This window comes from Tenacibaculum insulae (assembly GCF_964512435.1).
GTDB classification, from domain to species: Bacteria; Bacteroidota; Bacteroidia; order Flavobacteriales; family Flavobacteriaceae; genus Polaribacter; species Polaribacter insulae_A.
The window spans coordinates 1,537,986-1,551,916 of sequence record NZ_OZ208512.1; the positions used below are offsets into that span (position 1 = coordinate 1,537,986).

Annotated in this window: 13 protein-coding genes; 12 read left to right on the plus strand and 1 reads right to left on the minus strand. The window is 32.8% G+C overall.

What is annotated here, in order from left to right; translation table 11 throughout:
• Positions 1–66 precede the first annotated feature (66 nt).
• From ACN5J5_RS07145 to ACN5J5_RS07185, 9 genes are all read left to right on the plus strand, one after another.
• Positions 67–807: an electron transfer flavoprotein subunit beta/FixA family protein gene (locus ACN5J5_RS07145; protein ID WP_418644244.1), complete on the plus strand. Its 741-nt coding sequence runs from the start codon at positions 67–69 to the stop codon at positions 805–807.
• A 72-nt stretch (positions 808–879) separates the two neighbouring features.
• Positions 880–1,833, plus strand: a complete 954-nt coding sequence (locus ACN5J5_RS07150; protein ID WP_418644245.1) for an electron transfer flavoprotein subunit alpha/FixB family protein — start codon at positions 880–882, stop codon at positions 1,831–1,833.
• Between the two features lie 145 nt (positions 1,834–1,978).
• Positions 1,979–2,590 carry a bifunctional nuclease domain-containing protein gene (locus tag ACN5J5_RS07155; protein WP_418644246.1) on the plus strand — a complete coding sequence of 204 codons (612 nt, stop codon included), beginning with the start codon at positions 1,979–1,981 and terminating at the stop codon, positions 2,588–2,590.
• 13 nt (positions 2,591–2,603) lie between these two features.
• A complete protein-coding gene (locus ACN5J5_RS07160; protein ID WP_418644247.1) occupies positions 2,604–4,319 on the plus strand; it encodes a NupC/NupG family nucleoside CNT transporter in 1,716 nt (571 codons plus the stop codon).
• 112 nt (positions 4,320–4,431) lie between these two features.
• A complete protein-coding gene (locus tag ACN5J5_RS07165; protein WP_418644248.1) occupies positions 4,432–5,256 on the plus strand; it encodes a thymidylate synthase in 825 nt (274 codons plus the stop codon).
• A 62-nt stretch (positions 5,257–5,318) separates the two neighbouring features.
• Positions 5,319–5,504: a hypothetical protein gene (locus ACN5J5_RS07170; RefSeq protein ID WP_418644249.1), complete on the plus strand. Its 186-nt coding sequence runs from the start codon at positions 5,319–5,321 to the stop codon at positions 5,502–5,504.
• Between the two features lie 20 nt (positions 5,505–5,524).
• Positions 5,525–6,010, plus strand: coding sequence for a dihydrofolate reductase (locus tag ACN5J5_RS07175; protein ID WP_418644250.1), 486 nt, complete (start codon positions 5,525–5,527; stop codon positions 6,008–6,010).
• Positions 6,011–6,137: 127 nt separating this feature from the next.
• Positions 6,138–7,031, plus strand: a complete 894-nt coding sequence (gene gldA / locus ACN5J5_RS07180) for a gliding motility-associated ABC transporter ATP-binding subunit GldA (protein WP_418644251.1) — start codon at positions 6,138–6,140, stop codon at positions 7,029–7,031.
• A gap of 12 nt (positions 7,032–7,043) precedes the next feature.
• Positions 7,044–7,886 carry an alpha/beta hydrolase family protein gene (locus ACN5J5_RS07185; RefSeq protein ID WP_418644252.1) on the plus strand — a complete coding sequence of 281 codons (843 nt, stop codon included), beginning with the start codon at positions 7,044–7,046 and terminating at the stop codon, positions 7,884–7,886.
• A gap of 3 nt (positions 7,887–7,889) precedes the next feature.
• Here ACN5J5_RS07185 and dnaE read toward each other — a convergent pair whose 3' ends face one another.
• Positions 7,890–12,263: a DNA polymerase III subunit alpha gene (dnaE, locus tag ACN5J5_RS07190; RefSeq protein WP_418644253.1), complete on the minus strand. Its 4,374-nt coding sequence runs from the start codon at positions 12,261–12,263 to the stop codon at positions 7,890–7,892.
• 243 nt (positions 12,264–12,506) lie between these two features.
• On the opposite strand from dnaE, the gene ACN5J5_RS07195 reads away from it, so the two are divergent.
• From ACN5J5_RS07195 to rimM, 3 genes are all read left to right on the plus strand, one after another.
• Complete coding sequence (locus ACN5J5_RS07195; RefSeq protein WP_418644254.1) at positions 12,507–12,695, plus strand: cold-shock protein; 189 nt, start codon at positions 12,507–12,509, stop codon at positions 12,693–12,695.
• 170 nt (positions 12,696–12,865) lie between these two features.
• Positions 12,866–13,369, plus strand: a complete 504-nt coding sequence (locus ACN5J5_RS07200; RefSeq protein ID WP_418644255.1) for a 30S ribosomal protein S16 — start codon at positions 12,866–12,868, stop codon at positions 13,367–13,369.
• 17 nt (positions 13,370–13,386) lie between these two features.
• Positions 13,387–13,917 carry a ribosome maturation factor RimM gene (gene rimM / locus ACN5J5_RS07205; protein WP_418646537.1) on the plus strand — a complete coding sequence of 177 codons (531 nt, stop codon included), beginning with the start codon at positions 13,387–13,389 and terminating at the stop codon, positions 13,915–13,917.
• The last annotated feature ends 14 nt before the right edge of the window (positions 13,918–13,931 follow it).

Sequence of the window (13,931 nt, forward strand, 5' to 3'; positions counted from 1 at the left end):
TAGTAAATTAAAAAAAAAACGTAACTTCGTAGCTCAAAAAAATAAGTTTCTTAAAAACAACAATATATGAAAATATTAGTTTGTATCAGTCATGTACCTGATACTACTTCGAAAATCAACTTTACAGATAATGATACAAAGTTTGATACTAATGGAGTTCAATATGTTATAAACCCGTATGATGAGTTTAGTTTAACTCGTGCAATGTGGTTTAAAGAAAAGCAAGGTGCTACGGTAACTGTTGTAAATGTTGGAGGTGTTTCAACTGAGCCAACTTTACGTAAAGCATTAGCTATTGGTGCTGATGATGCGATTCGTGTAAATGCTGAACCTACAGATGGATTTATGGTTGCTAAAGAATTAGCTGAAATTGTTAAAAACGGAGGATACGATTTAGTTTTAGCAGGAAAAGAGTCTGCAGATTATAACGGTCAAATGGTTCCTGGAATGTTAGCTTCTTTGGTAGATTTTAACTTTGTTAATGCTTGCGTTAGTGTTGAGGTTGATGGAACAAACGTAACTTTAAATAGAGAGATTGATGGAGGTGAAGAAAAAGTTTCTTCAGCTTTACCAATGGTAATTGCGGGGCAAAAGGGAATGGTAGAAGAAAAAGATTTACGTATACCAAATATGCGTGGAATTATGATGGCACGTAAAAAACCTTTAGCAGTAGTAGAACCAACAGGAGCTGCAGCAAGTACTGTTACTCAAAATTTTGAGAAACCTGCTGAAAAAGGAGCTGTAAAGTTAGTGGATAATGTTGATGCTTTAATCGACTTATTACACAACGAAGCAAAAGCAATTTAATAGTAAAATTTACAAACACATCATTATTAAAAGATTGATTTTTTTTATTAATGATATAAAAAACATAAAAATATGTCTGTATTAGTTTTTGCCGATGCATCGGAAGGAAAATTTAAAAAAACTGCTTTTGAAGTAGTTTCATACGGAAAAAAAGTAGCTGAACAACTAGGAAATGATATGTTAGTAGTAACTATCAATGGAGGAGACGCAGCTGAACTATACGCATACGGAGCAGAAAAAGTAATTGAAGTTAAAAACGATTTAACGTCGTTTAACGCAAAAGCATACGCTTCAATTATAACGCAAGTTGCTGAAGCAAAAGGAGCAAATACTGTAATTGTTGATTCAAGTATTGACGGATTTACAGTAGCACCTTTAGTAGCAGTAGCTTTAGAGGCTGGTTACGCATCTAACGTAGTTGCTTTACCAACTAGTGTAAGTCCATTTGTTGTAAAAAGAAAAGCTTTTTCGAATAAAGGATTTAATAATACTGAAATTTCAACTGAGAAAAAAGTAGTTGGAGTTGCGAAGAATTCATACGGAGCACATGAAAATGCTGTAAGTGGATCAACCGAAGGTTTTGAAGCTACTTTACCTGAATTAGGTGTAAAATCAGAAAGTATTAATAAAGCAAGCGGAACAGTAACTATAGCTGATGCTGATATTGTTGTTTCTGCTGGTAGAGGAATGAAAGGCCCAGAAAACTGGGGAATGATTGAAGAATTAGCGGATGTTTTAGGAGCAGCAACTGCGTGTTCTAAACCAGTATCTGATTTAGGATGGCGTCCTCATAGCGAGCATGTTGGTCAAACAGGTAAGCCTGTAGCATCAAACTTATATATTGCTATTGGTATTTCGGGTGCAATTCAGCATTTAGCAGGTATTAATGCATCAAAAGTAAAAGTAGTTATTAACACAGATCCTGAAGCACCTTTCTTTAAAGCTGCAGATTACGGAATTGTTGGCGACGCTTTTGAAGTTGTACCTCAATTAGTAGAAAAATTAAAAGCTTTTAAACAAGCATAATCTATTGGGTAAATTTTCTTTTTATTATAAATTAGAGGTCAACTCATAATTTTTAGTAAATTGTGCCCACTTTAGAAGGCTGTCTAAAATTTGAAGCGTAGCGCCTAAAATTAGACAGCTTTTTTGTTATTTATTATAATTGTACATGAGTTTAATTAAACTGACTATTAAGGGGATTTCGTATAGCCAAACTCAAAGTGGAGCTTACGCATTAGTGTTAAGCGAAATGGAAGGTACAAGAACACTTCCTATTATTATTGGTGCATTTGAGGCGCAATCTATAGCCATTGCTTTAGAAAAAGAAATTCGCCCGCCAAGACCACTTACACACGATTTATTTAAAACATTTTCTGATCGGTTTTTAATAAAAGTAACACAGGTAATCATTCATAAATTGGTAGACGGTGTTTTTTATTCGAGCTTAATTTGTGAGCGTGACGGAATAGAAGAAATTATAGACACTCGTACCTCGGATGCAATAGCGTTGGCAGTTCGTTTTCAAGCACCAATTTTTACTTATGAAAACATTTTAGATAAAGCAGGTGTTTATTTAAAAATGGACGAAGAGTTGATTATTGAAGAAGATCTTGAAGATGACGGAATAGAGTTTTCTTTAGGTGAAGAGGATACCGCAGATTATAAAAGTTATTCGCATTTATCGTTACGAGAGTTAAACGAAAAATTAAATGAAGCTGTGGTAAATGAAGATTATGAATTAGCAGCAGAAATTCGTGACGAAATAAGTAAACGATCTTAATAAAATACACAAAATGAAAAAAATAATTACTCTTTTAATGCTTTGTGCATCAATATTAACTTTTGGTCAAAGTATAGAGAAAAAGTGGAATTTTTCATCAATAACTACAAATGGTAGTTCAATAGTTACAATAAATCCATCAGATGTTTTAAGTTTAATTAATGGAAATTTTAACTATTCTTTAGTTGAAAAAGATAGTTTACAGGCTTCTGGAAATTACATTCATCAAAATAACTTACTAATATTTAATCACAAACAACCTAACGATACAGTTCGTTATTTTAACGTGGTTGAATTAACTGATGAAGCATTAATATTATCAGAAAAAAATGTGTTGTATAAATTTACAACAACATCAAACCTAGCAACTGTTGTTAAAAAAGTAGAAGAAGTTGCAGATAATACAGGTGAAATTGTACCAAGTCAAGGATTTTCAATGCAAAGTTTATGGCGAGGAGCTTTAGGAATGGTTGTGTTGTTGCTAGTTGCTTTTTTGTTTAGTGCAAACAGAAAAGGAATTGATTGGAAAACGGTTGGTTTAGGATTAGCTTTTCAATTAATAATAGCCATTGGTGTTTTAAAAGTGCCATTTGTTCAAAAAACGTTCGAATTGGTAGGTGGTTTATTTGTAAGTGTTTTAGATTTTACACGTGCAGGAAGTGAGTTTTTGTTTAGCGGATTGGTTTCTAATATGGGATCATTCGGTTTTATATTTGCTTTTCAAGTATTGCCAACTATTATTTTCTTTTCGGCATTAACATCGTTGTTATTCTATTTAGGATTAATTCAAAAAATAGTAAAAGGATTAGCTTGGTTGTTATCAAAAGGATTAAAAATATCAGGAGCAGAAAGTTTATCAGTTGCAGGAAATATTTTCTTAGGTCAAACAGAAGCTCCTTTATTGATTAAAGCTTATTTAGAAAAAATGAATAAGTCTGAAATGTTATTGGTAATGATCGGAGGTATGGCAACAGTTGCCGGAGCGGTTTTAGCTGCTTACATTGGCTTTTTAGGAGGAGAAGATGAGGTGTTACGATTGTTGTATGCAAAACATTTATTAGCAGCGTCGGTAATGGCAGCGCCAGGAGCAATTATTATTTCTAAAATTTTATATCCGCAAACGGAAGAGGTTAATACAGATGTACAAGTTTCATCAGAAAAAATAGGCTCTAATATTTTAGATGCCATTGCAAACGGAACAACTGAAGGGTTAAATTTAGCAATGAATGTGGCAGCAATGTTGTTAGTATTTATTGCATTTATCGCTATGATAAACGGAATTTTAGGTTGGGTAGGAGATATCACATCACTAAACTCTTGGATGGCTGAAAACACAAGTTATGCTAAGTTTTCTTTAGAGGCAATTTTAGGATATGTTTTTGCACCTTTAATGTGGTTAATTGGTGTAGCAAAAGAAGATATGGCCTTAATGGGACAGTTGTTAGGTATTAAATTAGCGGCAAGTGAATTTGTTGGGTATATTCAATTAGCTGAACTTAAAAATGCAGCAAGCGCAATGCATTTAACGTATAATAAATCTATTATTATGGCAACTTATATGTTATGTGGTTTTGCAAATTTTGCATCAATTGGTATTCAAATTGGTGGTATTGGTTCTTTAGCGCCAGGGCAACGTAAAACATTATCAGAATTTGGAATGAAAGCATTAATTGGTGGTACTATCGCATCATTAATGTCGGCAACAATTGCTGGTATGATTATTGGGTAGTGGCGAGTCGCCACAGACAGCTAAATAGTTAATAACTTATTAATATAATTTTAAAAAGCTTCAGCATTAAATGTTGAAGCTTTTTTATTTTTACAAAAATCAAAAGTAGAGGATGAAGCAATATCACGATTTAGTAAAACACGTTTTAGAAAACGGAAATGAGAAAGGAGACAGAACAGGAACAGGAACAAAAAGTGTTTTTGGTCATCAAATGCGTTTTGATTTAAGTGAAGGTTTTCCGATGGTAACTACCAAAAAATTACATCTAAAATCGATTGTTTATGAACTTTTATGGTTTATAAAAGGTGATACAAATGTAAAATATTTACAAGAAAATGGTGTTAGAATTTGGAATGAATGGGCTGATGAAAATGGTGATTTAGGTCCTGTTTATGGGCATCAATGGCGTAATTGGAATAGCGATGAGATTGATCAATTAAAAGATGTTATTGAAACGCTAAAAACGAATCCGAATAGCCGTAGAATGTTAGTTTCAGCGTGGAATCCTTCGGTAATGCCAGATACTTCAAAATCTTTTTCAGAAAATGTTGCTAACGATAAAGCTGCGTTACCACCATGTCATGCATTTTTTCAGTTTTATGTGGCAGACGGAAAATTATCTTGTCAATTATACCAACGAAGTGCCGATATATTTTTAGGCGTTCCGTTTAATATTGCAAGTTATGCGTTGTTTACAATGATGATGGCACAAGTTTGTGGTTACGAAGCAGGCGAATTTATTCATACTTTTGGTGATGCACATATTTATAGCAATCATGTAGAGCAGCTAGAATTACAGTTGTCTAGAGACTTAAGAGCGCTTCCGAAGATGAAAATCAATCCGAAGATAACAAATATTGAAGATTTTACTTTTGATGATTTTGAATTGATCGATTACAATCCGCATCCGCATATAAAAGGAAAAGTAGCAGTATAATTTAACTTTATTTTTTGTAATATCTTTAGTAGCTTTGTAAGAGACGCTAAAAAATAGAAAAGATGACTACAAATGTTGATGTTTTAAAAGACTCTCTTTATGAAAAAATAGCAGATATTAACGACGAAAAAGTATTAAACGCCATTAAAACTTTAGTCGATAATATTAAAACAGAAGTTTTAGACGAAGCTATAACAAGAAAAAGAGATTTAACAAGTTATATTAAAGAATGGGCAAAGAGTATGTAATTGCCCATTAAATACAATTTATGATTACAATAATTGCAGCAATAGCAAACAACAATGCTTTAGGAAAAGATAACGACTTAATTTGGTACCTACCAGCCGATTTAAAACGCTTTAAAAAAGTTACATCAGGGCATCATATTTTAATGGGACGTAATACTTTTGAAAGTATTGGCAAGCCTTTGCCAAATCGTACGTCAGTAATTATTACTAGAAATAACGATTATTTTAAAGATGGATGTTTGGTGGCTAATTCGATAAAAGAAGCAATTGATTTAACCGACGAAAAAGATGCATTTATTATTGGTGGCGCTCAGATTTATCAACAAGCATTAAAAGATAATTTAGCAGATAGATTAGATATTACGATTGTTCATCACGATTTTGAAGCCGATGTTTTTTTTCCTGAAATTAATATGGACGTTTGGAAAGAAGTAGCAAGAGAAGATTTTAAAGCAGACGAAAAGAATAAATACGATTATAGTTTCGTTTCTTATATTAGAAAATAATTAATTCTCTAAATTTCAGGTCGATTGCATTTTAGACCTTGTGATAAAATAATATTTCTCGAAAGTGTTCTAAGAGATACCATAAATTTGAAATTCTAATTTTTTTTAAATTTCATTCCATAAAAATATGTCAATACAACTTACCGCGATATCTAAAATTTACGGAACTCAAAAAGCAGTAAATCATATTTCTTTTGAAGCAAAAAAAGGAGAGATTGTTGGCTTTTTAGGGCCAAACGGAGCAGGGAAATCTACTACGATGAAAATCTTAACCGGTTTTATTCAGCCTAGTGAAGGAAGTGTTTTTGTAAGCGGAATAGATGTAATTAAAAATCCTATAGAAGCACAAAAAAATACTGGGTATTTGCCAGAGCACAATCCGTTATATTTAGAGATGTATGTGCGAGAGTACTTGCAATTTCAGGTAGCCATTTATAAAACACCCAAAAATAAAATTGATGCGATTATTCAACAAGTTGGATTAATGGCCGAAGCGCATAAAAAAATCAATCAATTATCCAAAGGATACCGACAGCGTGTAGGATTAGCTGCGGCTATTTTACACAATCCTGATGTGTTAATTTTAGATGAGCCAACCACAGGTTTAGATCCAAATCAATTGGTAGAAATTCGTGAATTGATCAAAGAACTCGGAAAAAATAAAACAGTCTTATTGTCTACGCATATTATGCAAGAAGTTGAGGCAATGTGCGACCGCGTAATTATTATTAATAAAGGGAGTTTGGTTATTGATAAGCCAATTACCGAGCTTAAAACAAGTAATAAGCAAGTAATAAAAGTTACGTTTGATTATAAATTAGAAGAACAGTTTATAGAACGTTTACCAAATCTTACGCATTATAAAAATACCGTAGAGAATAATTGGATTCTAACTTTTGAAACAACTAAAGATATGCGCCCTGTAATTTTTGATTTTGCTCAAGAAAACGGATTGAAAATTTTAGGATTAAATGCCGAAAATAAAGATCTAGAAAGTTTATTTAGAGAGTTGACTAAATAAGTTGCTTTTATTATGGAAACTAAGAAGAACATAATTCTTAATAGAGTTGATAAAAAACCTATTTTGATAGATACGTTTTATTCAAAAGAAGATAATCAACCAATTATTATTTTTTGTCATGGGTATAAAGGATTTAAAGATTGGGGAGCATGGAATTTAATGGGAGAATCTTTTGCTAAAGCAGGATTTTGTTTTGTTAAGTTTAATTTTTCTCACAATGGAGGAACGGTAGAAAATCCAATAGATTTTCCAGATTTAGAAGCTTTCGGAAATAATAATTACACCAAAGAACTTGATGATTTAAACGATGTATTAGATTGGGTTACGTCTTATTTTAAAGGTAATGATAAGATTAATGCGAATAATATTAATTTAATTGGCCATAGTAGAGGTGGAGGTATTGCAATAATAAAAGCATCTGAAGATAGTAGAATAAATAAACTAATTACATTAGCAAGCATAAGTGATTTTGGAAAACGTACAACTACTGCTGGAAACTTGAAAGAGTGGGAAAACTCTGGTGTTAAGTATGTTTTAAACGGAAGAACAAAGCAACAAATGCCACATTATTATCAGTTTTATAAAGATTTTAAAACGAATGAAACTCGTTTAAATATTAAATCTGCTGAAGAACGATTAAAAATACCACATTTAATTATTCATGGAAATAATGACACTTCAATTTTAATTAATGAAGCCGAGAACCTACATCAGTGGAACTCTGAAAGCGAGTTTAAAATTATTAACGGAGCTGATCATGTTTTTAATGTAAAACATCCGTGGAGAAGCCAAAAACTATCTAGCGAATTGGAAATTGTAGTTGGAATTATTTTAGATTTTCTAAATAAAGAATAAGTATTAATTCAATTTATAATTAATATGTTGCTCGTCTAACAATCTTAGAAATTCGTTTGAAATTTTAATCTTAGTATTTCTACTTGGTAAATTCAATTCAATTTTTTCATCAGCATCCCAAATAGTAAAATGTAAATTATGCGTTCCGCTATTGGTTGCAAATAAGTGCTGTAAATCTTTAATTCGGTTTTCTTTAACCTCTTGCAACGGCATTTTTATAGTGATTTTTTTACACATTTTATCCATAATATCGTGTAGCAGTAAAAAATCGGTAAAGCTAATTCTAGGTTCTCCTTTTATACCTTCTTTATTTGTCCATCCAGGTTTTATCATTGTTTTTACAAATAAGAAAGAATTAGGAACTAGAAAGTGTTTAAACCTTAAGTATTCTTCACCAAAAATTCTGAATTCAAAATTTTCACTATAATCTTCAATAAAAAAAGTTGCCCAACCTTTTCCTGCTTTCGAAACCCGATGTTGTACATCAGTAACAATCCCTCCAAACGACATTGCCATTCCTTCGTATTTTGGTAAGTCGTTATAATAAGAAAGACTAGCGTTGCTAAATTTTAATTCGTTTTTAAAATCATCTAACGGATGCGCAGAAATATAAATACCAACAACTTCTTTTTCCTTTCCTAGTAGTTCCATCGTTCCCCAAGTATCACAAATAGGAATCATAGGTTCTGGCATTTCCTCATCAGACCCGCCACCAAATAAAGAAACCTGAGAAGAGTTTTTGTTTTCTTGATATTTATTACCAAAGCGGAGTGCTTTTTCTAAAAAAGTTTGTCCTTTTTCATCAGTAACATAATATTGTGCCCTGTGCGCATTGGTAAACGAGTCAAATCCACCAGCTAAAACAAGTCCGTCAAAAGCTTTCTTGTTGGCAGCTCTTAAATCTACGCGTTTAGCAACATCAAAAATAGAAGTATAATTTCCGTTTTCTTTTCGTTCATTAATAATTGCTTGTACAGCAGATGCACCGACACCTTTAATAGCTGCCATTCCAAAACGAATAGCACCTTCTTTATTTACTGAGAATTTTAAATACGATTCATTTACATCGGGTCCTAAAACGGTAATTCCGGCACGTTTACATTCTTCCATAAAAAACGAAACTGATTTAATATCGTTCATGTTGTTTGAAAGTACAGCTGCCATATATTCAGCTGGATAATGTGCTTTTAAATATGCTGTTTGATAAGCAATCCAAGCATAACAAGTAGAGTGTGATTTGTTAAAAGCATAAGAAGCAAAAGCTTCCCAGTCAGTCCAAATTTTTTCTAATTTTTTTTCGTCATGTCCGTTTGCAATAGCCTGTTTAACAAACTTAGGTTTCATTTTATCAAGAACCGCAATTTGCTTTTTACCCATGGCTTTACGTAAAACATCGGCTTCACCTTTGGTAAAATCAGCTAATTTTTGCGATAATAACATTACTTGCTCTTGGTATACGGTAATTCCGTAGGTTTCAGCAAGGTATTCTTCCATGGCAGGTAAATCGTATTCAATTTCTTCATCTCCGTGTTTTCTTCGGATAAAAGAAGGAATATATTCCATTGGCCCTGGTCTGTACAAAGCATTCATGGCAATTAAATCTTCAAAAACGGTAGGTTTTAAAGAGCGCATGTGTTTTTGCATTCCGGGAGATTCGTACTGAAAAATACCAACCGTTTCTCCTCTTTGAAATAATTCGTAAGTTTTTACATCATCTAACGGAAAATTTTCAGGATCTAAAAGCACATCATGTCGTGCTTTTACAATTTTAACGGTATCCTTAATTAAGGTTAATGTTTTTAATCCTAAAAAATCCATTTTTAGTAAACCAGCATCTTCTACAACCGAGTTGTCGAACTGAGTTACATACATGTCAGAATCTTTTGCCAACGCAACAGGAACGAATTTTGTAATATCATCGGGTGTAATAATTACACCACAAGCATGAATACCAGTATTACGTACCGAGCCTTCTAAAACCCTAGCTTTGTTAATGGTTTCTGCCATTAAATCCGATCCGTCAGATAATCGTTTTAGTTCGTTTACTAGCTCGATTTCTTCTGCTCTAAGTTTTTCTTTTAGTGTTTTTTCATCCAAAGAAAATATTTTCTTCAGCTTCATTCCAGGAATTAACTTGGCAATTCTGTCGGCTTCAAAAAGCGGTAAATCAAGTACACGAGCAGTATCTCTAATAGAAGATTTTGCCGCCATGGTACCGTACGTAATAATTTGTGCTACTTGATTGGCACCGTATTTATCAATTACATAATTCATTACGCGTCCACGCCCTTCATCATCAAAATCAATATCAATATCAGGCATCGATACACGTTCAGGATTTAAGAAACGCTCAAAAAGTAAATCGTATTTTATGGGATCTATATTGGTAATCCATAAACAATAGGCAACTACAGATCCGGCTGCCGAACCACGTCCTGGACCCACAGATACGTCCATGTTTCTTGCTTCGCGGATAAAATCTTCCACAATTAAGAAGTAACCCGGATATCCTGTTTTTTCAATTACTTCTAGCTCAAAATCTAAACGCTCTCGAATGCTTTCAGTAATTTCACCATATCTTTTTTTAGCACCTACATAAGTTAAATGGCGTAAAAAATTGTTTTCTCCTCGTTTTCCTCCATCTTCATTGTCTTTTTCGTCTTTAAATTCATCAGGAATATCAAAAGCAGGTAATAAAACGTCTCGGGCAAGTGTATAAGGTTCTATTTTATCAACAACTTCCTGTATGTTGATAATAGCCTCAGGAAGATCTGCAAATAAGGTTTTCATCTCTTCAGATGATTTAAAATAATACTCGTCGTTTGGTAAACCATAACGATAACCTCTTCCTCTTCCTTTTGGAGTTGCTTGTTTTTCTCCGTCTTTTACACACAATAAAATATCGTGTGCATTGGCATCTTCTTTATCTAAATAAAAAGTGTTATTTGATGCAACAGTTTTTATGTTATGTTTTTTTGAAAACTTTAAAAGTGTTTCGTTTACTACTTTTTCATCTTGTTGATTGTGACGCATTAATTCGATATACAAATCGTCACCAAATTGTTCTTTCCACCAAAGTAAAGCTTCTTCGGCCTGAGCTTCACCAACGTTTAATATTTTACTCGGAACTTCACCATACAGGTTTCCGGTAAGTACAATAATGTCTTCTTTATATTGTTCAATTACTTTTTTGTCAATTCTTGGAATGTAGTAAAATCCATCAACAAAAGCGATGGATGACATTTTTGCTAAATTGTGATATCCTTTTTTGTTTTTTGCTAACAAAACTACCTGATAACCATTGTCTTTTTGACTTTTATTTGTGTGATCGGTACAAATATTAAACTCACAACCAACAATTGGTTTTAATGTTTTTTGAGTAGGTTCTTCACCTTTTTCAATAGCTTCTTTATTGGCAGAATTAACGGCTTTATTATGATTTAAAACCGCTTGCACAAAATGAAAAGCCGCCATCATATTACCAGTATCGGTCATGGCTACTGCCGACATATCATCTTTTGCAGCAGCTTTTACAATATTACCAATTTGAATGGTGGATTGTAAAACCGAGTATTGTGTATGGTTATGAAGGTGTGCAAATTGAATGTTTTTTAATTCAGCTAAACTTTCGTTGGTGTTTATTGTTGTTGTAACTCCTTTAGCTTTTTCAATTCGCGCACGAATTTTTTCACTTTCGCGTTTTAAGTTTAGGTGATTTAAACCAATAACTTGAATTGTATTCGGATTTTCTTTCTTGAATTTATTAAAAAAATCATCTTCGCACTCAAGCTGTTTCTTGGTAAACTGCTCAAGCCTTATCAATTCTAAAAAACAACGTGTAGTTGCCTCAACATCGGCAGTTGCGTTGTGTGCTTCGCCAAAACCGCTGCCAAATAAATGTTGATGTAATTCGGTAAGTGTTGGTAATTTAAATTTACCTCCACGACCTCCAGGAATTTGACACATGCGAGCTGTATGCTCGGTACATGTATCTAAAACTGGTAATTCGGTTAAATTATTTTCAACACCTAAACGATGGAATTCACATCCCATAATATTTACATCAAAAGCTACATTTTGACCGACAACAAACTTTGTTTTTTGTAAAGCATCGTTAAATAAATCGAGTCCTTCTTGCAGTAAAATTCCTTGTTCCTGCGCTAAATCAGTAGAAATACCATGAATTCTTTCTGCATCATAGGGTATGTTAAATCCGTCGGGCTGAATTAAAAAGTCATTATGTTCCACCAAGTTCCCCAATTCATCGTGTAATTGCCACGCAATTTGTATGGCTCTAGGCCAGTTATCGGTGTCAGTAATAGGAGCGTTCCAGCTTTTAGGTAATCCGGTAGTTTCAGTATCGAAAATTAAATACATCGAAAAGGTTTAATTATTTTGAAGCGTTTAGGTAAAACAAAGTGTAAAAATACAAAGAATTTACGGTGTTTTATTTAGAAGTTATCAACGAGATTTTAAGAGGGGAAAAAGCATTTTTCTTTTAAAAAAAAGATAACCTACTGTTATGTAGATGTTAAGTTTTAAATAATTACGCTAAAAATTAATTAAGTATCAAATTTTAAAAGTATCTTTGCACTTTATTAAATATAATATTTTTTTACAATGGAAGGAACAGTAAAGTTCTTCAATGAATCTAAAGGATTTGGATTCATTACAGAAACAGGATCAAACACAGAACATTTTGTACACGTATCAGGATTAATCGATGAGGTTAGAGAAGGTGATACTGTAGAGTTTGAACTTAAAGAAGGAAGAAAAGGATTAAACGCAGTAGACGTTAGAGTATTATAATATACTAATCAACTTATTTTCTTAAGAGCTTGTTTTTCAGGCTCTTTTTTATTGCAATAATGTTTTGTTTTTTCTTTTTAATGAAAAAAAATTGATACATTTGCGCCCACTTATCACGAGATGATAAGATTTATTAATAATCAAGGTCGCGAACCTTAAAAATTAAAATTATGCCTGTAAAAATTAGATTACAAAGACACGGTAAAAAAGGAAAACCATTTTACTGGGTGGTAGCTGCTGATTCAAGAGCTAAAAGAGATGGTCGTTTCTTAGAAAAAATTGGAACGTACAATCCTAACACAAACCCTGCAACAATTGACTTAGATGTTGATACTGCTGTAGAATGGTTACAAAAAGGTGCTCAGCCAACTGACACTGCTAGAAACATTTTATCTTACAAAGGTGCTTTATTAAAAAACCATTTAGCTGGTGGAGTAAAGAAAGGTGCTTTAACTGAAGAGCAAGCAGCTGCTAAGTTTACTGCTTGGTTAGAAGAAAAAACTGGTAAAGTTGCTGGTAAAGTTGATGGTTTAGCAAAGGCTGATGCTGATGCAAAAGCAAAAGCTTTAGATGCTGAAAAAGCTGTAAATGCTGCACGTATTGCTGCTAACACTCCTGCTGTAGAAGATACAGAAGAAGTAGCTGCTGAAAACGGAGCGGATAGCGAAGAATAAAAACTGTTACTACGATGATGCAAAAAGAAGATTGCTTTTATCTTGGCAAAATCGTTAAAAAACATAGTTTTAAGGGTGAGGTAGTTATTAAGTTAGATACTGATGAACCCGATCTTTACGAAAATTTGGAATCAGTTTTTGTCGATCTCGGCAATAATCTGGTTCCTTTTTTTATTGAAAAATCTTCGTTAAGTAAAAGTACTATGTTTCGCGTAAAATTTGAAGATGTAGATTCTGAGGCCGATGCCGATGCAATTATGCGCGCAGGAATTTACTTGCCTTTAAATTTATTGCCTAAATTATCAGGAAACAAGTTTTATTATCATGAAGTTATAGGTTTTACCATTGTTGATAAAAACTTTGGTACCGTAGGTACTTTAGCCTACATAAATGATAAAGCAGCACAACCTCTTTTTGAAATTGAAAATGAGGGAACTGAAATATTTATTCCTATGATTGATGACTTTATTAAAAAAGTAGATAGAGCAAATAAAACAATTGAGGTTGAAACTCCAGAAGGATTGATTGATTTGTATTTTGAAAATTAAAAAATTCTTATAAA

Excerpts from the sequence above, each read along its gene's own strand:
- ACN5J5_RS07175 (WP_418644250.1), top strand. The coding sequence starts at position 5,525 with ATGATTACAATAATTGCAGCAATAGCAAACAACAATGCTTTAGGAAAA.
- ACN5J5_RS07160 (WP_418644247.1), top strand. The coding sequence starts at position 2,604 with ATGAAAAAAATAATTACTCTTTTAATGCTTTGTGCATCAATATTAACT.
- gldA (WP_418644251.1), top strand. The coding sequence starts at position 6,138 with ATGTCAATACAACTTACCGCGATATCTAAAATTTACGGAACTCAAAAA.
- ACN5J5_RS07200 (WP_418644255.1), top strand. The coding sequence starts at position 12,866 with ATGCCTGTAAAAATTAGATTACAAAGACACGGTAAAAAAGGAAAACCA.
- ACN5J5_RS07150 (WP_418644245.1), top strand. The coding sequence starts at position 880 with ATGTCTGTATTAGTTTTTGCCGATGCATCGGAAGGAAAATTTAAAAAA.
- ACN5J5_RS07155 (WP_418644246.1), top strand. The coding sequence starts at position 1,979 with ATGAGTTTAATTAAACTGACTATTAAGGGGATTTCGTATAGCCAAACT.
- ACN5J5_RS07195 (WP_418644254.1), top strand. The coding sequence starts at position 12,507 with ATGGAAGGAACAGTAAAGTTCTTCAATGAATCTAAAGGATTTGGATTC.
- ACN5J5_RS07145 (WP_418644244.1), top strand. The coding sequence starts at position 67 with ATGAAAATATTAGTTTGTATCAGTCATGTACCTGATACTACTTCGAAA.
- dnaE (WP_418644253.1), bottom strand. The coding sequence starts at position 12,263 with ATGTATTTAATTTTCGATACTGAAACTACCGGATTACCTAAAAGCTGG.
- ACN5J5_RS07170 (WP_418644249.1), top strand. The coding sequence starts at position 5,319 with ATGACTACAAATGTTGATGTTTTAAAAGACTCTCTTTATGAAAAAATA.
- rimM (WP_418646537.1), top strand. The coding sequence starts at position 13,387 with ATGCAAAAAGAAGATTGCTTTTATCTTGGCAAAATCGTTAAAAAACAT.
- ACN5J5_RS07185 (WP_418644252.1), top strand. The coding sequence starts at position 7,044 with ATGGAAACTAAGAAGAACATAATTCTTAATAGAGTTGATAAAAAACCT.
- ACN5J5_RS07165 (WP_418644248.1), top strand. The coding sequence starts at position 4,432 with ATGAAGCAATATCACGATTTAGTAAAACACGTTTTAGAAAACGGAAAT.